The sequence below is a fragment of the Bacillus sp. FSL K6-3312 genome (assembly GCF_038007485.1).
In the GTDB taxonomy this organism is placed as follows: Bacteria; Bacillota; Bacilli; order Bacillales; family Bacillaceae; genus Bacillus; species Bacillus pumilus.
Genome location: NZ_JBBOXI010000001.1, coordinates 3,408,828 through 3,429,099, shown reverse-complemented (window position 1 = coordinate 3,429,099; position 20,272 = coordinate 3,408,828). Strand labels below are relative to the sequence as shown.

At 39.0% G+C, this 20,272-nt stretch carries 23 protein-coding genes; all 23 read left to right on the top strand.

Translation table 11 applies throughout. From position 1 onward, the window contains the following. The first annotated feature begins 39 nt into the window (after window positions 1-39). Window positions 40-1,215, top strand: a complete 1,176-nt coding sequence (locus MHI11_RS18065) for a sensor histidine kinase (RefSeq protein WP_268508547.1) — start codon at window positions 40-42, stop codon at window positions 1,213-1,215. Between the two features lie 64 nt (window positions 1,216-1,279). Next, window positions 1,280-1,969, top strand: coding sequence for a two-component system response regulator DegU (gene degU / locus MHI11_RS18060; RefSeq protein WP_008348273.1), 690 nt, complete (start codon window positions 1,280-1,282; stop codon window positions 1,967-1,969). Window positions 1,970-2,186: 217 nt separating this feature from the next. Next, window positions 2,187-3,029, top strand: a complete 843-nt coding sequence (locus MHI11_RS18055; RefSeq protein ID WP_268508546.1) for a DegV family protein — start codon at window positions 2,187-2,189, stop codon at window positions 3,027-3,029. 119 nt (window positions 3,030-3,148) lie between these two features. After that, window positions 3,149-4,528, top strand: coding sequence for a DEAD/DEAH box helicase (locus tag MHI11_RS18050; RefSeq protein ID WP_326480611.1), 1,380 nt, complete (start codon window positions 3,149-3,151; stop codon window positions 4,526-4,528). Window positions 4,529-4,594: 66 nt separating this feature from the next. Beyond that, window positions 4,595-4,888 (top strand): late competence development ComFB family protein, encoded by a 294-nt coding sequence (locus MHI11_RS18045; protein ID WP_106066158.1) that lies wholly within the window; start codon window positions 4,595-4,597, stop codon window positions 4,886-4,888. Further along, window positions 4,885-5,571, top strand: coding sequence for a ComF family protein (locus MHI11_RS18040; protein WP_340961909.1), 687 nt, complete (start codon window positions 4,885-4,887; stop codon window positions 5,569-5,571). The genes MHI11_RS18045 and MHI11_RS18040 overlap by 4 nt, the downstream gene beginning before the upstream one ends. A gap of 56 nt (window positions 5,572-5,627) precedes the next feature. Continuing rightward, a complete protein-coding gene (locus MHI11_RS18035) occupies window positions 5,628-6,047 on the top strand; it encodes a TIGR03826 family flagellar region protein (RefSeq protein ID WP_034660147.1) in 420 nt (139 codons plus the stop codon). A gap of 79 nt (window positions 6,048-6,126) precedes the next feature. After that, window positions 6,127-6,390, top strand: coding sequence for a flagellar biosynthesis anti-sigma factor FlgM (flgM, locus tag MHI11_RS18030; RefSeq protein WP_003213252.1), 264 nt, complete (start codon window positions 6,127-6,129; stop codon window positions 6,388-6,390). Between the two features lie 18 nt (window positions 6,391-6,408). Beyond that, complete coding sequence (locus MHI11_RS18025) at window positions 6,409-6,891, top strand: flagellar protein FlgN (RefSeq protein WP_106048172.1); 483 nt, start codon at window positions 6,409-6,411, stop codon at window positions 6,889-6,891. A 15-nt stretch (window positions 6,892-6,906) separates the two neighbouring features. Then, on the top strand, window positions 6,907-8,427 hold the full coding sequence (gene flgK, locus MHI11_RS18020) for a flagellar hook-associated protein FlgK (RefSeq protein ID WP_268508544.1): 1,521 nt from the start codon (window positions 6,907-6,909) through the stop codon (window positions 8,425-8,427). Window positions 8,428-8,436: 9 nt separating this feature from the next. Beyond that, a complete protein-coding gene (flgL, locus tag MHI11_RS18015; protein ID WP_340961905.1) occupies window positions 8,437-9,348 on the top strand; it encodes a flagellar hook-associated protein FlgL in 912 nt (303 codons plus the stop codon). A 48-nt stretch (window positions 9,349-9,396) separates the two neighbouring features. Beyond that, window positions 9,397-9,975 (top strand): DUF6470 family protein, encoded by a 579-nt coding sequence (locus MHI11_RS18010; protein WP_003213106.1) that lies wholly within the window; start codon window positions 9,397-9,399, stop codon window positions 9,973-9,975. A 28-nt stretch (window positions 9,976-10,003) separates the two neighbouring features. Beyond that, window positions 10,004-10,438, top strand: coding sequence for a flagellar assembly protein FliW (gene fliW, locus MHI11_RS18005; protein WP_340961903.1), 435 nt, complete (start codon window positions 10,004-10,006; stop codon window positions 10,436-10,438). After that, entirely contained in the window at window positions 10,432-10,656 is a 225-nt protein-coding gene (gene csrA, locus MHI11_RS18000; RefSeq protein WP_003212955.1) for a carbon storage regulator CsrA, read from the top strand. Before fliW ends, csrA begins: the two co-directional genes overlap by 7 nt. Before the next feature lie 153 nt (window positions 10,657-10,809). Beyond that, window positions 10,810-11,151, top strand: coding sequence for a flagellar protein FlaG (flaG, locus tag MHI11_RS17995; RefSeq protein WP_003213002.1), 342 nt, complete (start codon window positions 10,810-10,812; stop codon window positions 11,149-11,151). Between the two features lie 20 nt (window positions 11,152-11,171). After that, window positions 11,172-12,701, top strand: a complete 1,530-nt coding sequence (locus tag MHI11_RS17990) for a flagellar hook-associated protein 2 (RefSeq protein ID WP_268508542.1) — start codon at window positions 11,172-11,174, stop codon at window positions 12,699-12,701. A gap of 17 nt (window positions 12,702-12,718) precedes the next feature. After that, window positions 12,719-13,123 carry a flagellar export chaperone FliS gene (fliS, locus tag MHI11_RS17985; RefSeq protein ID WP_058013567.1) on the top strand — a complete coding sequence of 135 codons (405 nt, stop codon included), beginning with the start codon at window positions 12,719-12,721 and terminating at the stop codon, window positions 13,121-13,123. Next, complete coding sequence (fliT, locus tag MHI11_RS17980) at window positions 13,120-13,461, top strand: flagella biosynthesis regulatory protein FliT (RefSeq protein ID WP_003212921.1); 342 nt, start codon at window positions 13,120-13,122, stop codon at window positions 13,459-13,461. Before fliS ends, fliT begins: the two co-directional genes overlap by 4 nt. 13 nt (window positions 13,462-13,474) lie before the next feature. Beyond that, window positions 13,475-13,855: a hypothetical protein gene (locus tag MHI11_RS17975; protein ID WP_003213093.1), complete on the top strand. Its 381-nt coding sequence runs from the start codon at window positions 13,475-13,477 to the stop codon at window positions 13,853-13,855. A 32-nt stretch (window positions 13,856-13,887) separates the two neighbouring features. Further along, window positions 13,888-15,573 (top strand): methyl-accepting chemotaxis protein, encoded by a 1,686-nt coding sequence (locus MHI11_RS17970; protein WP_268508541.1) that lies wholly within the window; start codon window positions 13,888-13,890, stop codon window positions 15,571-15,573. 189 nt (window positions 15,574-15,762) lie between these two features. Continuing rightward, window positions 15,763-16,326 (top strand): ribosome hibernation-promoting factor, HPF/YfiA family, encoded by a 564-nt coding sequence (gene hpf / locus MHI11_RS17965; RefSeq protein WP_003213481.1) that lies wholly within the window; start codon window positions 15,763-15,765, stop codon window positions 16,324-16,326. Window positions 16,327-16,512: 186 nt separating this feature from the next. After that, window positions 16,513-19,038: a preprotein translocase subunit SecA gene (gene secA / locus MHI11_RS17960; protein ID WP_065097934.1), complete on the top strand. Its 2,526-nt coding sequence runs from the start codon at window positions 16,513-16,515 to the stop codon at window positions 19,036-19,038. Between the two features lie 67 nt (window positions 19,039-19,105). Next, a protein-coding gene (gene prfB / locus MHI11_RS17955; RefSeq protein ID WP_113755007.1) for a peptide chain release factor 2 occupies window positions 19,106-20,207 on the top strand; the annotation gives its coding sequence in 2 pieces (ribosomal slippage) (window positions 19,106-19,177 and window positions 19,179-20,207; 1,101 coding nt in all). Window positions 20,208-20,272 lie beyond the last annotated feature (65 nt).

The following is a 20,272-nucleotide window of genomic DNA, read 5'->3' as shown; positions in this document are numbered from 1 at the left end:
TAAAAAAAGATGACATCACTGTTACGGGAGGGAAAAGCCATGACAACACCTAAAATGGATCCGAGATTATTGGATTCAATCATCATGAAAATGCTAAGTACAGTTGATGGCAGCAAGGACGAAGTATTTAGGATAGGCGAACAGTCCCGTCAACAATATGAAAGCCTTGTAGAAGAGCTGAAGCAAATCAAGCAGCAAGTAAACGAAGTAATTGATTTTGGGGATAAACTAGAAGTCCATACGAGACATGCTAGAAATCGCTTATCTGAGGTCAGCAGAAATTTTAACAAATTTAGCGAAGAAGAAATACGCGAGGCCTACGAAAAAGCACATAATCTGCAAGTGGAACTCACCATGATCCAGCAGCGTGAAAAGCAGCTGAGAGAAAGAAGAGATGATCTAGAAAGACGATTGTTAAGCCTTCAAGACGTCATTGAACGCTCTGAAACGCTTGTGAGCCAGATCACAGTTGTTCTCAACTATCTCAATCAGGACTTACGCCAAGTTGGCGTGTTACTTGAAGATGCTCAGGCAAAACAAGATTTTGGACTTAGAATTATTGAAGCCCAAGAAGAAGAGCGCAAAAGGGTATCCCGTGAAATTCATGACGGTCCGGCCCAGATGCTGGCAAACGTAATGATGCGTTCCGAATTAATTGAACGGATTTTCAGAGACCGTGGGACAGAAGAAGGCTTTAAAGAAATTAGAAGTCTCAGACAGAATGTGCGAAATGCTCTGTACGAAGTGAGAAGAATCATTTATGATTTAAGACCAATGGCTTTAGATGATTTGGGTCTCATTCCGACGCTAAGAAAATATTTAAACACAATCGAAGAGTATGATGGAAAAACCAAGATCACATTCCAATGCCTGGGGGATACAGAAAGCGAAAGAATTGCTTCACAATTTGAAGTGGCACTGTTTAGACTAGCCCAAGAAGCTGTCACAAATTCATTAAAGCATTCCGAAGCTGAAGAAATCTCTGTAAAAGTAGAAGTGACGAAAGACTTTGTCACGTTAATTATCAAAGACGATGGAAAAGGCTTTGATATGAAAGATGTGAAAACAAACAAAAACAAATCCTTCGGTTTACTTGGCATGAAAGAACGCGTAGACTTACTTGAAGGTAAAATGACCATAGACTCAAAAATAGGTCTAGGGACATTCATCATGATTCGCGTGCCATTAACATTGCAAAATAAAATTGTAAAATAGAGACAAAAGACATATTGACCATAAAGTTCAGGTGTAGAACAATAAACATGGGGAGGCGTAGCTTGTGACTAAAGTAAATATTGTAATTATTGATGATCACCAATTATTCCGTGAAGGTGTCAAACGGATTTTAGATTTTGAACCTACTTTTGAAGTAGTTGCAGAAGGAGACGACGGAGACGAAGCTGCACGTATCGTAGAACACTATCATCCGGATGTTGTCATTATGGACATTAATATGCCGAATGTAAATGGTGTAGAGGCTACAAAGCAGCTAGTTGAGCTTTATCCCGAATCAAAAGTCATTATTCTATCTATTCATGACGATGAAAACTATGTGACACATGCATTGAAAACAGGAGCAAGAGGCTACCTGTTAAAAGAAATGGATGCAGACACGCTCATTGAAGCAGTGAAAGTCGTAGCTGACGGAGGATCTTATTTACATCCGAAAGTTACTCATAACTTAGTAAATGAATTCCGACGCCTAGCGACTAGTGGCGTTTCAGCACATCCACAGCATGAAGTATATCCTGAAATTCGCAGACCACTTCATATCTTAACGAGACGTGAGTGCGAAGTACTTCAAATGTTAGCTGACGGAAAGAGCAATAGAGGAATTGGTGAGTCGCTCTTTATTAGTGAGAAAACAGTCAAAAACCACGTGAGTAACATTTTACAAAAAATGAATGTAAACGACCGTACACAAGCTGTTGTTGTAGCAATTAAGAACGGCTGGGTAGAAATGAGATAATGTTCCGGACAAGTACTCCTTTTTCGCCTGTTTTTGGTTCTCTCACATGTCAATTGGAGAGAAATGATAGGTAGATAAGGAGTCTTTTTCGGATATAACGGGCTTGCCTATTGATTAGGCAGGCTTTTTTGATTACTATTATAAACCTAATGAATAACAATGATCATTCATTGAAAATAAAAAAGAGCAACTTAACGGATAAGGAAGGTATTTAAGAATGAAAATAGCCGTTGTAACAGACAGTACTGCTTATATACCACAAGAGCTGCGTGATAAACATCATATTCATATGATCCCTCTTAATGTCATTTTTGGCAACGAATCATACCGTGAAGAAATAGAAATGGATTGGAAGACATATTATGAAGAAGTCAAAAAGCATAAAGACCTTCCAACCACCTCTCAGCCTGCTTTCGGTGAACTAATAGAATTATATGAAAAACTAAGTGAAACATACGATGCCGTGATTAGTATTCACCTTTCTAGCGGAATTAGTGGAACATATAATAGTGCAGCCTCAGCAAATGACCTAGTTGACGGAATTGACATTTATCCGTTTGATACAGAAACTAGCTGTATGGCGCAAGGTTTTTATGTGATAGAAGCTGCTGAAAAAATCCAAGCTGGTGCTTCTCCAGAAGAAGTGTTAGCCCATCTCAATTACCTTAATGAGAATCAGAGAGCTTATTTTATGGTAGACGATTTAACTCATTTACAAAGAGGCGGCAGATTAAATGGTGCTCAGGCTTTTATTGGGAGCCTCTTAAAGGTAAAGCCTATACTGCATTTTGACAACAAGCTAATTGTCCCTTTTGAGAAGATTCGTACACGGAAAAAAGCCATTTCACGTATATTTGAACTATTTGATGAAGATGCATCGCGTGGTGTCCCGATGAGAGCAACAGTGATACATGGTAATAGAGAAGAAGAAGTAGACGATTTGATTGCGCACTTATCAGAAAAATATCCTCATGTTGAATTTTATAAAAGCTATTTTGGTGCCGTAATCGGCACTCATCTAGGCGAAGGCTCTTTAGCTCTTGGCTGGGTGATTAAATAAATCCTAAAAACCTCTTTTCTCTTAGAAAAGGGGTTTTGTTTTTCTTTTTTAGCTGTTGGACGAAAGGTCATGTCTTTGCGCATAATAGGCAAACATCAGTTGAAAGGTGTTTGTTGAAATTGAACATGGACAAAGCAATGGAACTAGGGCAACACCTGCAGTCACGCCACCTGCTTACTGCTGAAACAAGATGCTCACAGTCTGATTTGGATTGGTTGGAGGAGAAAGGGTTAGTTATCCGAACACCTTCTATTGAGAGGAAAGCAAATGGTCTAATTTGCTGCAGGTGTGGTGTATCAAAAAATCGGTACTTTGCCCACTCTCCGTGTGACAAGTGTCAAAAAGATTGTGTGTATTGTAGATCATGCATCATGATGGGGAAAACAACGGAATGTGGCTTTCTTTATGAATGGACGGGTCCACAAATGGAAGAAGCATGTCACTCGGAATTAACATGGCAAGGAGACCTGTCTAAAGGACAAAAAAGAGCGTCAGAAAAATTGATAGAAGCGATAAAACACAAATCTGATCTACTCATCTGGGCAGTTTGCGGGGCAGGGAAAACAGAGGTGCTTTTTCACGGAATAGAATATGCCTTACATCAAGGAATGAGTGTCTGCATTGCGACACCTAGAACTGATGTTGTCCTTGAACTAGAGCCGCGGCTTAAAAAAGCTTTTCAAGGAATGAAAATAGCTGTTCTTTATGGAGGAAGTCCTCAAAGGTTCCAAATAGCACCGTTAGTAATCGCTACAACTCACCAGTTGATGAGATATAAACATGCATTTGATGTGCTCATTATAGATGAAGTCGATGCCTTCCCTTATTCAATCGATGAACGTCTCCAATTTGCTGTTTTAAAGGCAATGAGAAAGAAAGGGGTTAGGGTTTATTTAAGTGCGACGCCGTCTAAGAAAATGATAAGAGATGTATCTCGTGGACAACTAGAAGCCGTAAAAATTCCTCTGCGCTTTCACCAACAACCTTTACCGGTCCCATCCTTTCAATGGATTGGACATTGGAAGAAGAAATTAAAAAAGAATCAGCTCCCACCTAAAGTAATGAATTGGATGCAGAAACATATTACAAAAAAGAGAAGGGTTTTACTTTTTGTTCCTTCTATTTCTACTATGAAGAAGGTAACGAAGGTTCTTAGAAAGCACCACTTAAATGTAGAAGGGGTGTCTGCTGATGATCCAGACAGGAAACAAAAGGTCCAGCAATTCAGAGATGACAAATACGATGTACTAGTTACAACCACAATTCTAGAAAGAGGCGTAACCATTCCAAATGTGCAAGTGGGGGTACTAGGTGCAGAATCTACTATCTTTACAGAAAGTGCACTTGTTCAGATTTCTGGTAGAGCAGGTAGACATCCCGATTTTTTTAAGGGAGATGTTTTCTTTTTTCATTTTGGTTTAACGAGAAGTATGAAACAAGCAAAGAAGCATATTGTAAAAATGAATGATACAGCTGAAAAAGAGTTCTCCGAAAAATAATGTAGGTTCAACTAAATTTCATGGTACATTTATATTCACAATACACAAATGGCAGGAGAGACAAATATGCTGCTCAATGCAAAAGAAACACTACTCAAGGAAATCCTCTATCAATATCTCAACCAATTAAACATGATTTGTCACTGTGAAAAGTGTATAGAAGATGTATTAGCTATTTCACTAAATCAAGTGAAGCCTCAGTATATAACAGATATTGATAAAATATCTTACAGTAAATCTGAGATGGTGGACAAACAGAAGAATACGGCCATGCTGGTCATTCTCACAGAAGCCGCTTCAAAGGTCTCCACATTTCCAAGATGCGAAAATCGTCTGCCGATAAATAAGGATAACAATTGATCTGCCTCATTTGTGAGGGGCATTTTGTCGCTTCTTTTACATGGAAATCATTACTTCTATTAAATGATGATCGTCTATGTATAGCATGTAAGCATCACCTAGAAAAAATTCAACGCCCGATTTGTCCAGCCTGCGGGAGAGCACAGTCGAACGATCAATTATGTCAAGACTGTTCCAGGTGGAAAGAACGCCCTGATTCTACTACATTACTTGTGAAAAATAGGTCTGTCTATGCTTACAACGATTTGATGAAAGAGGTCCTTTCCCGCTTTAAATTTCGAGGTGATACAGCTTTAGCTGAGCTTTTTAAACAAGATGTCCAAGCAGTATTTAAGCGCTCTTTTTCAATTAAAGAACCTGTGCTGATCCCGATTCCTTTAAGTAAAGAAAGACTAAAGGAAAGAGGGTTTAATCAGTCCGTCATACTTGCTTCCTTGATTGGTGAGCCGATCCTTCAGCCACTTGTGAAAATACATCAAACCAAACAGTCCAAGAAAAAGAAAAATGAACGTTTAGATCAAAAAGGAATGTTTCAAATCAAACAGACAGATGCGATCGTTCAAAGGGATGTTATCTTAATTGACGACATTTATACAACAGGGGCCACCATTTATGATGCGGCGAGAATTTTAAAAGAAGCAGGTGCCAAAAGTGTTTCCTCTTTTACGTTGATCCGTAGTTAAAATTCAGGATAATTAACCGATAATAAGAAGAGAAAATAACGTAAGGGGTTTTGGTTATGAATCAATTGGCAAACTGCCCGCAATGTAATCAGCTGTTTTTAAAAACGACCATCCAAACGGTTTGTAACAAATGCTTTGAAGAAGAAGAACGTTCTTTTGATATCGTTTATAAATTTTTGCGAAAGCAAAGTAATAGACAATCAACCATTGCTGAAATAGTAGATGCAACAGAAGTTGATGAAGAATTAATCTTGAAATTTATCCGTTTGAAAAGACTTCAAATTAGCCAATTTCCGAATATCAACTATCCTTGTGAAAGATGTGGCCAACCGATCAGAAAAAACAAGCTGTGCAGCCAATGTGAACAGGACATTCATTCGCAAATGAGTCAAATGAACCAAGAAGAAGAGCGTAAAAGGGAGATTGAATCTAGGAAAAAAGACACCTATTATGCCATTAATCCTAAAAACGATTGATTCCCTAAACTAAGTTGCAGTTTGGTCGATAAAATGGATAGAATCAAGACAGACTGTAACGGAAAGCGAGAGGAATCCCGTGAAAATTAATCGATATGGAACACAACCAGTAAATCCTTACAAGAAAACATATGAGAAACAAACGTTGCAATCAAATCAAGCAAAATCAACTGATAAAGTCGAAATTTCTAAAAAGGCAATCGAAATGCAAAAGGTGCCGAATATCATGAAAGAACGCCAAGATAAAATAGACCAAATTAAAAAAAGCATTGAAGCCGGAACATATCAAGTAGATACAAAGGGCATTGCTGATAAAATGTTGAATTTTTATAAACAACAATAACAAAAGGGAGTAGCGTGAATGTCAGTTAAAATAATCATTGAAGAGCTGCATCGTCTCTATGGATTGCATGAACAGCTTTTGAAGCTGTCGAAGGATAAAACAGAAATGCTGAAAAGTAATGAGATTGATGCTCTTTCAGAGGTTCTGAATTTAGAGCAAAAATATATTCAGGCCATTTCTCAATTAGAAGAAAAAAGAATTGAAGCGACAGTTCAATTTTTACAAAGTGATGAACCGCCAACCATCACCGCGTGTATCGAAAAGGCTGAAGGTTTGGATCAAGAAGAGCTCATTTCGTTATATGACAAATTAAATGACATCATGGTGGAACTGAAAGATGTAAATGAACTGAACAAACAGCTCATTCAGCAGTCGCTTCAATTTATTTCACTGACATTCGATCTCGTTAACCCTAATAAAGAAAATATGAATTACGGACAAAATGGTCTTGAGAGTTCAAAGCCTAAACAGCAGAGGGCTTTGTTTGATTCAAAGGCGTAAACAAGGAGGATACCAATGGGTTCTACATTCATGGGACTAGAAACGGCAAAAAGAGGAATCACAGCCCAGCGTGCAGGGCTTTATGTCACATCAAACAACGTCTCCAATGCAAATACAGATGGCTACTCAAGACAAAGAGTTACCTTTAAAGCAGATAATCCTTATCCAGTCATTTCAGTTTATGACGGCAAGACGTATGGCCAAATGGGGACAGGAGTTCAAGTTGGAACCGTTGAAAGAATTCGAGACAGCTTTTTAGATCTGCAATTCAGAGATCATAACAATAACTTGTCTTACTACTCAACAAAATCTGATGCCCTTTCGCAAATGGAGGGAGTTATGAATGATTTGACGGATGAAGGCTTAAACAGAGCTTTTGATAACCTTTGGAAATCATTACAGGTCCTATCCGAAACAAAAAATGCCGATACAGCGTCTGCGCGTACAGTTGTTAAAACAAGTGCACAGGCTTTGGTAGATCAATTCCGTCTACTTAATTCGTCTTTAACAACGATACAAAAGAATTTAAAAACAGAACTCGATTCAACAGCCAAAAATGTGAACACGATTTTATCTCAAATAGATGAAGTGAACAAACAAATTGCAGCAGTTGAACCAAACGGGTATCTTCCAAATGATCTATATGATACGCGTGATGCGTTGGTAGATCAATTATCTTCACTTGTTGATATTAAAGTGAGCTACAATCCATCTGGCGGGAATGCACTCAAAATTGCAGAAGGAACTGTTAACATCGACATTATCGGTGCAAATGGACAATCTGCTGGAACGATTTTGAATGGCATTACAAGCGAAAAATCTGAACTGCAAATCTCCTATGATAATACAACGGGACTTGTTAACTCACTTCAATTCGGAACAACAACCATTGCAGCAGATCAGCTTCAAGTGAATGGTAAAGTAAAAGCACTTGTTGAGGCTTATGGCTACATGTCAAATGGTGCTGAAAAAGGCATGTATCCAGACATGCTTGCAGAGCTTGATGAAGTAGCACAAGTCTTCATGGATACATTTAATGATGTGCATAAGCAGGGGTACACATTAAATGGCACAAGTGGACAAGACTTTTTTGATATCGAGAATAATAATGATCTGAATAAAGGTTTAGCTGCTCGTATCAAAGTGAGTGATGTTATTTTAGCATCAACAGATAATATTGCAGCATCTCTCAATCAAACAAAAGGTGACGGTTCGAATGCTACGAAATTAGCTGGTATTCAAGACTTAAAGGTACCAATCGGTGGCAATACAACGACGATCCAGGATTACTACCAAAATGTCATTGCTGAGATGGGAATTCAAGGGAAAAAGAACATAACGCTAGAAAGCAGTTCAGCCGCTCTTGTCAATTCAGCCAATGAGCGTAGAATGTCGACGAGTGCTGTTTCCATTGATGAAGAAATGACGAATATGATCCAATTTCAGCATGCATATAATGCAGCTGCGAGAGTTGTGACATTACAAGATGAAATATTGGATAAAGTAATAAACGGCATGGGTGTCGTAGGAAGGTAGGTATAACTGATGCGAGTCACACAAGGTATGATTTCTCAAAACTCACTTCGTAATATTAGTAAAAGTTATGAAAAACTTTCTAAAATAAATGAGCAAGCACAAACAGGGAGACGTTTCACAAAAACATCTGATGATCCCGTTGCAGTAGTAAAAAGCCTTCAATATAGCACAGCAATGTTTCGAAATGATCAATATCAAAAAAACTTAAATGAAGCACAGAACTGGATTGATACATCTGAAACAAGTGTCACTGAAATCATTGATATTATGTCAAATGTACGAGATAAAGTGCTTGATGCGGCTAATGGAACAAAGCAGCCAGAAGATTTAGCAGCTATCGGAGTAGAAATTGGCCAGATGAAGAAACAAATCATTGACGCGATGAACACTCAGATGTTAGGTAAGTTCGTATTTAATGGAACAAATACAAATGTTAAACCAGTTGTTGAGAACGCAGATGGTACGTTTACGTTTAACTTTGAAAACTATACAGATGCAAATTCTGTTAAGTCGAACATTTCTGATGGTATCACTTTAAATGTGAACTCAAATCCAATTTCAGCGTTTGGTGGACAGACTGCCAGCGGTCAAAATGTCATTGAAATGCTGACGGATTTAGAAAACTCATTGAAAAATGGAACGTTCGCAAATTCTGATGATGCGTTAGGAAGTATCGATCAGTTTAAAGAAGTGATGAGTGCTGAGCGCTCGGACTTAGGAGCCCGTTCAAATCGTGTTGACTTAGTAGGCAGTCGCTTGACTTCACAATTCGAAGTACTAAAAAATGCCAAATCAGATAATGAAGATGTAGAAAGTGAAAAAGCAATTATTGATCTTCTTCAACAAGAGACTGTGAATAGAGCAGCTTTAGCAACGACGGCTAAAGTTATTCAGCCATCCCTTGTCGATTTCTTAAGATAATAAAAAGCATCCGTTGGGTGCTTTTTTGCATCATGGAGGTGTACCTATATGCAAATCCCTAGATTGTTAATGCAACAAACCTATGCAAAGCTGCAAATGTCGACAACTCCTTCTCGGCAAGAAGTAGAGCAGCCCAGAGCAGACCTTGAGATTCAGCAGCCCAGAGCCGTCATGAATATGACAAGGACACCGTCAAAATTAACTATAGATCAAACCGAGGCATTTGCCGATATGGATATCAAGTCGATTTTTAGACGTTCTGAGGAATGGGCAGCTGAGGGGAAACGTGCTGTTGGAGAAGGAATGGGCAGAAGAGCGGAAGAAGGCAGTGAACTCATCAAGATCGAGAATGGTGGGAATGCAATTGCTGAGTTTGCCAAAATCAATGGCACTCCTCCAGCCAAACAATTCAATATTGGTGTGATCCCTTCATTCTTTAGTGTGAAAATTCACTATCAGCCATCTGAGCTTCAAATTGAAGTGGAGCCTCAAAAAGCTATTATAGAGGCAACGCCTCATAAACCAATCGTTAACTACCAGCCAGGTAAGGTCAATATTGATATGTTACAATACCCAGATTTAAAAATAGAAGTTGACGAAACGGGCCAAAATGGTGATAAGGTATAGTTAAGAAAAATGAAAAAGGTCGTGAATTATGATCATTCAAACAAAATACCATGGTGAAGTGACAATCAAAGAGGAGCAAATCATCAACTTCTCTAATGGAATACCAGGATTTCTGGATCAAAAACAGTTTGTCATTTTACCTTTATCAGAAGAGTCTCCATTTTTAGTTCTTCAATCATTGAAAAATGCAGAGTTAGGCTTTATTGTCAGCAGTCCGTTTTTATTCTTCAATCAATATGAATTCGATTTAGACGAAACGGTCGTAGATATTCTAGAAGTAGAAGATGCCAATGATGTGGAAGTCATGGTGATCTTAACAATGGAATCTTCTATTAAAAAAACGACAGCCAATTTAAGAGCGCCTATTATTGTGAACCGGAAAAACATGAAAGCCAAGCAGGTGATTTTGCATGATTCAGCCTATCATACAAAACATTTGTTAGAGGTGGCATCCTCATGTTAGTTCTCTCGCGTAAATTAAACCAGTCGATTCAAATTGGCGATGATATTGAAGTCAAGATTATTTCAATCGAAGGCGATCAAGTGAAAATCGGGATTGAGGCTCCTAAGCACATTGATATTCACAGGAAAGAAGTGTACCTGTCTATTCAAGAAGAGAACAGTCGTGCTGCGAGTTTATCCGTAGATCTCCTCTCTCAATTATCCTCACAAAAAAAGTGAGGATTTTTTTATCTGATTCAGCTATCCTTCTCCACGTTTCTGTGTGGATGTTCACCATCTATATGAAACTTTAACAAATCGGTCCATCTATATTTAATTTGAAAATTCAAAGCCGATATAAAAGGTAGATTAAAGCACAGGAGCTGAATAACTATGTCTGTTGGTAAGTTGACATCGCTAGAGCCAATTATCGATGCATTTCAAACCCGTGTTTCTAATAACCAGAATGACAATGCAAACTCTGATTTACAAGCAAATGGCAAGGTCGTTTCAAAAGAAGAAATTGAAAAAACGCTTCAAGGAGCAAACAAGCTGATTGAACCCACTCAATTTCATCTGCAATTTGAATTACATGAAAAACTCAATGAATATTATGTCAAAGTCGTAGATAACCAAACAGAAGAAGTCATTAGAGAAATTCCTTCCAAGGAATGGCTTGATTTCTATGCGGCAATGACAGAAATTGTCGGTTTATTTGTAGATAAAAGAATGTAAGTGAAGGGAGAACATAAAAAATGGTCAATCGAATTACTGGATTTTCAAATGTGTTTGATATTGATGAAATCGTATCAAAACTCATGAAAACTGAGCAAGCACCACTTGATAAAATGACACGCCAGAAACAAACACTTGAATGGCAAAGAGACAGCTATCGCGAGGTTAACTCGAAAATCAAAGAATTAGATGATTTGATCAACAGTTTAAACTTAACGCGTCCAACTACATATGGCGCCAAAAAAGTGACAAGCTCAAATGAATCTGCTGTCACAGCAACTGGGTCAACAAATGCTGCCTCTGGCTCAATCAATGTCACCCAACTAGCGACAGCTTCTGTCTTCAAATCGTCTGGTACATCTGGATTTACACCTGCAAATGGCACGTTTACATTCGAGGTGACGACACCAGATTCGACAAAACCGAAAATGGTGACGATCAATACTTCTGATACCGATACAATTGATAACATTGTGTCAAAGCTAAACAACTCGCAATTAGGTGTGACAGCTTACAAAGGACAGATCTTTGATGGAACGAACTACGTGGATACAATCGCTCTTACTTCTCGGACAACAGGTGAAGGTGTCAGCATTAAAGCAGCTGATGGTAATTCAGCTTCATTCTTCACTCAATTAGGCTTCCAAGTGGATGGAGATAACAAATTAGTTGCGACCACTCAAGGACAAAAAGCGCAATACGAGATTAATGGCCTAAAAATGGAAAATAACAACAATATATTTGAGCAGGCTGGTATTACGTACGAGCTTAAAGGGACAACCGATCAGCCTGTCAGCTTAAACGTTTCAACAGATGTGGATGCAATCTTTGATAAAATTAAACAATTTGTTGATAAATACAATGAGCTCGTTGAGCAAATTAATGGTAAAGTCAATGAAAAGAAAAACAGAGACTATCAACCATTAACGGCTGAAGAGAAAAAAGGGATGTCTGAAAAAGAAATAGAGCTATGGGAAACGACCGCGAAGTCTGGCTTGCTGAGAAGTGATTCCATTTTACGATCTGGTGCCTCTAAAATAAGAAGTGATTTTTATGCTAATATTACGACAAGTGATGCGAATAAAATTCACCTCACACAAATTGGTATTGAGACATCATCCAAGTATAAAGATGGTGGAAAGCTGGAATTTAGTAAGGATATAAATGGAGTAGAGAAATTAAGAAAAGCCATTGAAGAAGACCCGGAGAAAGTCAGACAAATGTTCATCTCGGGTAGTTTAAATGTGGATTCAAAAGATAAAGACAAAGCACAACAGCAATATCAAGAACAAGGAATCATTTATCGTGTCAAAAATTCCTTAACTGCCTTCACGAAGAGCATTCAAACAAAGGCGGGAAGCACAACGATGGAATTAAAGGAATACGGACTTGGTAAGGACCTTGATTCTTTAACAAAACGAATGGATACATTCCAAGATCGTTTAAAAATGGTGGAAACCCGCTACTACAAAAAGTTTAGCGCCATGGATAGTGCGATTCAAAAGCTAAACAACCAATCTGGCTATCTTTCTCAACTGCTTGGACAATAATTGGAGGTTTATAACATATGGCAATTCAGAACCCTTATGCCGCCTATCAGAAAAATTCTATTGAGACTGCAACACCTGCCGAGTTGACGCTTATGCTTTATGAAGGCTGCTTAAAGTTCATTAGACTAGCGAAGTATGCCATTCAAAAAGAAGATGCAGAAACGAGAAATGTGAACCTGAAAAAGGCTCAAAACATCATTCAAGAATTAAATGTCACCTTAAATCGTTCTTATGACGTATCAAAGAGTATGGCAAGTATGTATGATTACATTTATCGCAGACTGATTGAAGCCAATCTTCAAAATGACGAAGAGATGTTGAATGAAGTAGAGCAATACGTAACTGATTTTCGTGATGCGTGGAAGGAAGTTATTCAAACCGATCGAAAAGGGCGCCACCACTCTATTGGGGGATCTCTATGAGTATTGTGGACCAGCTGCATGACCAAACATTAAAAATGGCAGCCGAAATAACGGCAAATCCGCAAAGTGACACCTTGGTTGAAGACTTTGATGCCTTTTTAATTGAGAGAGATGAATTAATGAGAGATATTCAGCATGAGCTGACGGATCAAGAAAAAGAAAAAATCAAAGAAATCATCCAAACAGATCAACAGATGGCGAAGCAATTAACTGTGATCCAAAATGGGATCAAAGCAGATATTCAAGCCATTCAAAAAAAGAAAACGAAACAGCTGAATTATCAAAATCCATACCAGCCTATGACGAGTGACGGCGTATATTACGATAAACGGAAATAATTAGGTGAGACCTGTGGCGTATCGTTCAGATGACTATATTTTATTAACCACATATTATGAACTTCTATTTACGATAGAAGAGAGTCTAAAATATTTAGATGAAATTGAGAAGGATTTTGCTAAAACAGAAGGGGATCGGATCTTTAATGATCTGATCCATGCCTTCTTTCATTTAGAGACAACACATCCCCTTCTGCTTTCAATTATAGAAAATGAGCACTTTGCCAAAACGATTCGTTCGTTTGATCAAATTTTTTTAAGTTTTGATATACTAGCTTTCTATACATTCCCTTCAATACACTTCCAATCATTCCTTAAAGCATATTTTATACCTGAATATAGAAAGTGGATGGATGAAATACATGCCTGTATGAGGCCGTATGTCATTCATTAATTTTTGTTCAATTCAGACTTTCGGAGGAAATTATGAGACTAAAAAATCAATTTTTGTTTGGGCTTATTGTCATATGTGTATTGTTTGTCAGTATTTTAGGATTCTCAAGCTTCATCTATTACAAAACAGATCAATCCTACAAGACGCTTCTCAGTAAAGAAGTGAAGCTTTATCAGACCTCACTGGAATTAGAGGCGCTTTTGCAAAAACAGGAAGCACAAATTAAAACATATGTTGTCGTGCAAGATGCTGAAAATTTACAGAAAATTGAGCAAACATATGAAGAGATTAATAAGAAAACAACGGAAGCTACAAAAATGAGCTCTGTCAAACAAGCAAAAAATCTATTAGATCAAATCTCAGAAAAGAATTATCTCTACTACACCTCAACGAACCGACTATTTAATTCATTGAATATGCAAAATCAAAAAGAATTCAACACACGCCTCAATCAAGAATTACAACCTATCGAACAAGAAATACATACCTTTACAAAAGAATTTGCTAAAACTCAGTTGAAGCAACGTGACCAAAAAATCAATCAGCTCAACCAAGACAGTAATCAATTACTATTCACTCTCATTCTAGTTAGTGCGGTCATTATTGTTGGCTTTTTGTTGATTGGGACAAGATTCGTTTATCGTATGACAAAGCCGATTGTGTCTGTCACAAATGCTGCGAGAAGGATGGCAGATGGTGACCTTACACTTGAAGAGATTGAAGTGACCTCTAAAAATGAGATTGGTCAACTCGGTACTGCTTTTAATCAAATGACAAAGCATTTGCGTCAGCTCATTTTACAGGTGCAACATGGATCAAGACAATTAGCTGATTCTGCTGCTCAGTTTGAGGAAACGATTCATCAAACCATATCGGCAAGTGAGCAGACATCTAGCTCGATTGAACAGGTCAGTGAAGCTTCACGTGAACAATCAAACGCGGTCGGAAAAGTAGCTTCTGCCATTCAAGAAGTCTCGACTGGTATGCAAAATGCAGCTGAACACACATCCGATGTTTCGGGTCACTCAATTTCAGTGACTGAAAAGGCTGAAGAGGGTGCAGCGCTTATTCAGCAATTCGTAAAACAAATGAGCTCTATCAAAGCGTCTGTGAACGAGCACCATTCCACAATGGCTCATGTACAAGCCCAGTTTACAGGCATTGAAGATTTGTTAGGTCATATCCATGCCATCGCTGATCAAACGAATTTGCTTGCTTTAAATGCTGCTATTGAAGCGGCAAGAGCAGGAGAGCATGGGAGAGGCTTTGCGGTGGTAGCAGATGAAGTGAGGAAACTGGCGGAAGAATCTAGTCAGCTGACAGATCAAATTAGTCAATTGCTCGCGAACGTGAACAAAGATACTGAAAAATCATCACATACGATGAAAAAGGTTGAGCAGGATGTAGCAGAAGGTGTGAAAGTATCGCAATTGTCAGAACAGAGCTTTCATGAAATCCTGGAATCTATTCGTGATATTTCGATGAAAGCAGAGGAACTTTCAGCTACTGCAGAGGAGATTTCAGCTAGTACAGAGGAAATATCTCAGACGGTTGGGGTCATTGAAGAAGGAGCCAAACGCAATTCAGAAGAGACGGAGTACATGTCTGCGGCTGTTGAAGAATCATTGGCAGCAAATGAAGAAATGAAAGCAGCGGCGGAGGACTTAAAAACCTTATCTCAATCGCTGAAAACATCAATATCATCTTTCACCATTTAAATGTGCGCTGGTCTTTTTCAAGAATGAGCCGAATATATATTCATCACCTATCAAGTAACAGTTGATGCACCGCAAAATTCGACAAATTTCAATGAAAATTCACATTTTTTTTACGTTTGAGCAGGAGAAAAGGAGGGAAAAGTAGAAATAGGTTTACATATCCTTAATTTTAAAGGAGGCGTTCTTTACATGAATTACAATGTCAGAGGAGAAAACATCGACGTAACACCTGCACTAAGAGATCATGTCGAGAAAAAAATTGGAAAGCTGGAGCGTTATTTTGAGACAGACGTAGATGCTTCAGTCAACGTGAACTTGAAGTTTTACAATGATCAAGAATCTAAAGTTGAGGTTACCATTCCAATGACTGATCTAGCACTTCGAGCTGAGGTGCATAATGAAGATATGTACAATGCAGTAGACCTAGCAGCCAGTAAATTAGAACGTCAAATCCGAAAACACAAAACAAAAGTAAACCGTAAATTCCGCGAGCAAGGTGCCAAAAAGCACTTATTTGCTGGAGGAAATGGGACGGCTGATGTAGCTGTTCAAGATGACGAAGAAATTGATGAAACAGAAATCGTCAGACAAAAACGTTTCAATTTAAAACCGATGGATAGCGAAGAGGCCATCCTTCAAATGAACATGTTAGGTCATAGTTTCTTCGTCTTCACAAATGCTGAGACAAATTTGACCAATGTGGTCTATCGCCGAAATGATGGAAAATATGGACTGATTGAGCCAAACGCTTAATCTGATCTAAAATCAACCTAAAAAAAGTAAACCCGTTCCCTCCATGAGGGGCGGGTTTTTTGTGCGAAATCATTGCAAATTCTTTGGAAATGAAGGAAGGTATGGTATGATAAATGCAGGTAAATATGGACCTGTCAATCTTTTGGACATGCCGAAAAATTGCATGAAATAGAGGAGCGTTATTATATGCTTGGAATCTTAAACAAAGTGTTTGATCCTACGAAACGTACGATCAGCAAATATGAAAAAAAAGCAAATGAAATTGAAGCTCTCGCTCAAGATTTTGAGAAATTATCTGACGAGGCTTTACGAAATAAAACGAACGAATTTAAAGAAAAACTTGAAAAGGGACAATCCGTGGATGACCTGTTGGTTGAAGCATTTGCAACGGTTCGCGAGGCATCACGCCGCGTGACAGGAATGTTCCCATTTAAGGTGCAGCTCATGGGGGGGATCGCGCTTCATGAAGGCAACATTTCTGAGATGAAAACAGGTGAAGGTAAAACGTTGACTTCAACAATGCCTGTTTATTTAAATGCTCTTTCTGGAAAAGGCGTCCACATTGTGACAGTCAACGAATATTTGGCAAGCCGTGATGCAGAGGAAATGGGCAAGATTTTTGAGTTTCTTGGCTTAACGGTTGGCTTAAACTTAAACAGCTTAGACAAAGATGAAAAAAGAGAAGCATATGCTGCTGATATTACGTATTCTACAAACAATGAACTTGGCTTTGACTATTTACGAGATAACATGGTGCTTTACAAAGAGCAAATGGTTCAAAGACCGCTTCATTATGCCGTGATTGATGAGGTTGACTCCATCTTAGTTGATGAAGCGAGAACACCTCTTATTATTTCTGGACAAGCTGCGAAATCTACAAAGCTTTACGTACAAGCCAATGCATTTGTTCGTACATTAAAAATAGAAGATGATTTCACATACGATATTAAAACAAAAAGTGTACAGCTGACAGAAAGTGGAATGACGAAGGCGGAAAAAGCATTCGGCATCGAAAACTTATTTGATGTCAAACATGTCGCACTGAACCATCACATCGCCCAGGCGCTAAAGGCACATGTTGCGATGCAAAAAGATGTGGATTATGTCGTTGAAGAAGGTCAAGTCGTTATTGTTGACTCGTTCACAGGACGTCTAATGAAAGGACGCCGTTATAGTGAAGGTCTGCATCAAGCCATTGAGGCAAAAGAAGGTCTCGAAGTGCAGAACGAAAGTATGACCCTTGCAACGATTACGTTCCAGAACTACTTCCGCATGTATGAAAAGCTTTCTGGTATGACCGGTACAGCGAAAACGGAAGAAGAAGAATTCCGTAACATTTACAACATGCAGGTTGTGACAATCCCAACCAATCAACCAGTGGTTCGTGATGACAGACCTGATTTAATTTACCGCACAATGGAAGGTAAATTTAAAGCAGTGGCTGAAGATGTTGCACAGCGCTATATGACAGGGCAGCCAGTGCTTGTCGGAACAGTAGCGGTTGAGACGTCTGAGCTTATTTCTAAGATGCTTAAAAATAAAGGGATTCCTCATCAAGTGTTAAACGCGAAAAACCATGAGCGTGAGGCACAAATTATTGAAGAGGCTGGTCAAAAGGGTGCCGTCACCATTGCGACCAACATGGCAGGACGTGGTACGGACATCAAGCTTGGCGAAGGCGTCAAAGAGCTTGGCGGTCTAGCTGTAATTGGGACAGAGCGTCATGAATCACGACGTATTGATAACCAGCTGCGCGGACGTTCTGGTCGTCAAGGAGACCCAGGGATTACCCAATTCTATCTCTCTATGGAAGATGAATTGATGCGACGATTTGGTGCAGAGCGTACGATGGCAATGCTTGACCGCTTTGGCATGGATGACACTACGCCTATCCAAAGTAAAATGGTGTCTAAAGCCGTTGAATCATCTCAAAAACGCGTTGAGGGGAACAACTTTGATTCCCGTAAACAGCTTCTGCAATATGACGATGTGCTTCGCCAGCAGCGTGAAGTGATTTACAAACAGCGCTTTGAAGTCATTGATTCTGATAACTTAAAATCGATTGTGATCAATATGATTCAGTCTTCAATTGAGCGCGCTGTTGGTTCTTATACGCCGAAAGAAGAGCTTCCTGAAGAATGGAAACTAGATGGGCTTGTTGAATTAATCAACACGAACTATTTAGATGAAGGAGCCATTTCGGTCAAGGATATTTACGGTAAAGAAGCAGATGAAATCACCTCCTTCATTATGGATCGTATTAAAGAAAAATACGATGCAAAAGAAGAAACATATGGCGATGAACAAATGCGAGAATTTGAAAAAGTCATCGTTCTTCGTGCGGTGGATTCAAAGTGGATGGATCATATCGATGCAATGGATCAACTGCGTCAAGGGATTCATTTACGTGCGTATGCACAAACAAATCCGCTTCGTGAGTATCAAATGGAAGGATTTGCGATGTTTGAGCATATGGTCGCTTCAATCGAAGATGATGTGGCCAAATATGTCTTGAAATCAGAAATCCAAAACAACTTAGAACGTGAAGAAGTCGTTCAAGGTCAAACAACAGCTCATCAGCCTCAAGAGGGTGATGAGGAGAAGACAGTGAAAAAGAAGCCGGTACGTAAAGTCGTAGACATTGGCCGAAACTCACCATGTCACTGCGGAAGCGGCAAGAAATATAAAAATTGTCATGGGAAGACAGAATAAGTAATGGAAAGAGGTGAAAACCTCTTTCTATTCATGTTAGCCCCCATACATCTATGAGGTGAAGGATATGGAATTAGTAGAAATTAGACAAGAGCTTGAAAATATGGCTAGCAGGCTAGCTGATTTTAGGGGGTCTCTTTGACCTCGAAACAAAAGAAGCCAAAATTGCAGAACTCGAAGCGACCATGTCAGAGGCTGATTTTTGGAATGATCAGCAAAAGGCACAAGGCATCATCAATGAAGCCAATGCACTAAAGGATAATGTGAATTCATACCATGAGCTCAGTGAATCTCATGAAGAGCTGCAAATGACACATGACCTATTAAAGGAAGATTATGACGAGGAGCTTCATGTAGATCTTGAGAAAGAGCTGAAGAACTTAACTAAGCAATTTAACGAGTTTGAACTGCAGCTTCTCTTAAGTGAACCATATGATAAAAACAATGCCATCCTCGAGCTTCACCCAGGCGCAGGCGGTACTGAATCACAGGACTGGGGTTCTATGCTTCTGAGAATGTATACTCGCTGGGCAGAGCGTAGAGGCTTTAAGGTTGAAACGCTTGATTATCTTCCTGGTGATGAAGCAGGAATTAAGTCTGTGACATTGCTCGTCAAAGGGCATAACGCATACGGGTACTTAAAAGCAGAAAAAGGGGTCCATCGTTTGGTTCGTATTTCTCCTTTTGATTCATCTGGCCGCAGGCATACGTCGTTCGTTTCCTGTGATGTCATGCCTGAGTTCAATGAAGAAATCGATATTGATATTCGAACAGAAGATATCAAAGTAGATACGTATCGTGCAAGCGGCGCAGGTGGACAGCACGTCAATACGACTGACTCTGCCGTTCGTATCACACACATTCCAACCAATGTCGTGGTGACATGCCAAACAGAAAGATCACAAATCAAAAACAGAGATCGTGCGATGAAAATGCTGAAATCGAAACTTTATCAAAGACGGATCGAGGAACAGCAGGCTGAATTGGATGAAATCAGAGGAGAGCAGAAAGAAATTGGTTGGGGAAGCCAAATTCGCTCTTATGTATTCCATCCGTATTCTCTTGTGAAAGACCATCGAACCAATACGGAGATGGGAAATGTTCAAGCGGTAATGGATGGAGATTTAGATTCATTTATCGATGCTTACTTACGTTCGAAATTATCATAAAAACTCGGCTTCTTGCCGGGTTTTTTTTATTGTGAGAAAATATAATGAATATAAAGGAATACATA

Excerpts from the sequence above, each read along its gene's own strand:
- MHI11_RS18035 (WP_034660147.1), top strand. The coding sequence starts at position 5,628 with ATGAATCAATTGGCAAACTGCCCGCAATGTAATCAGCTGTTTTTAAAA.
- flaG (WP_003213002.1), top strand. The coding sequence starts at position 10,810 with ATGTCTGTTGGTAAGTTGACATCGCTAGAGCCAATTATCGATGCATTT.
- fliW (WP_340961903.1), top strand. The coding sequence starts at position 10,004 with ATGATCATTCAAACAAAATACCATGGTGAAGTGACAATCAAAGAGGAG.
- secA (WP_065097934.1), top strand. The coding sequence starts at position 16,513 with ATGCTTGGAATCTTAAACAAAGTGTTTGATCCTACGAAACGTACGATC.
- csrA (WP_003212955.1), top strand. The coding sequence starts at position 10,432 with ATGTTAGTTCTCTCGCGTAAATTAAACCAGTCGATTCAAATTGGCGAT.
- flgK (WP_268508544.1), top strand. The coding sequence starts at position 6,907 with ATGGGTTCTACATTCATGGGACTAGAAACGGCAAAAAGAGGAATCACA.
- MHI11_RS17990 (WP_268508542.1), top strand. The coding sequence starts at position 11,172 with ATGGTCAATCGAATTACTGGATTTTCAAATGTGTTTGATATTGATGAA.
- MHI11_RS18055 (WP_268508546.1), top strand. The coding sequence starts at position 2,187 with ATGAAAATAGCCGTTGTAACAGACAGTACTGCTTATATACCACAAGAG.
- flgL (WP_340961905.1), top strand. The coding sequence starts at position 8,437 with ATGCGAGTCACACAAGGTATGATTTCTCAAAACTCACTTCGTAATATT.
- fliS (WP_058013567.1), top strand. The coding sequence starts at position 12,719 with ATGGCAATTCAGAACCCTTATGCCGCCTATCAGAAAAATTCTATTGAG.
- MHI11_RS17970 (WP_268508541.1), top strand. The coding sequence starts at position 13,888 with ATGAGACTAAAAAATCAATTTTTGTTTGGGCTTATTGTCATATGTGTA.
- MHI11_RS18010 (WP_003213106.1), top strand. The coding sequence starts at position 9,397 with ATGCAAATCCCTAGATTGTTAATGCAACAAACCTATGCAAAGCTGCAA.
- MHI11_RS18065 (WP_268508547.1), top strand. The coding sequence starts at position 40 with ATGACAACACCTAAAATGGATCCGAGATTATTGGATTCAATCATCATG.
- fliT (WP_003212921.1), top strand. The coding sequence starts at position 13,120 with ATGAGTATTGTGGACCAGCTGCATGACCAAACATTAAAAATGGCAGCC.
- hpf (WP_003213481.1), top strand. The coding sequence starts at position 15,763 with ATGAATTACAATGTCAGAGGAGAAAACATCGACGTAACACCTGCACTA.
- MHI11_RS18025 (WP_106048172.1), top strand. The coding sequence starts at position 6,409 with ATGTCAGTTAAAATAATCATTGAAGAGCTGCATCGTCTCTATGGATTG.
- MHI11_RS18045 (WP_106066158.1), top strand. The coding sequence starts at position 4,595 with ATGCTGCTCAATGCAAAAGAAACACTACTCAAGGAAATCCTCTATCAA.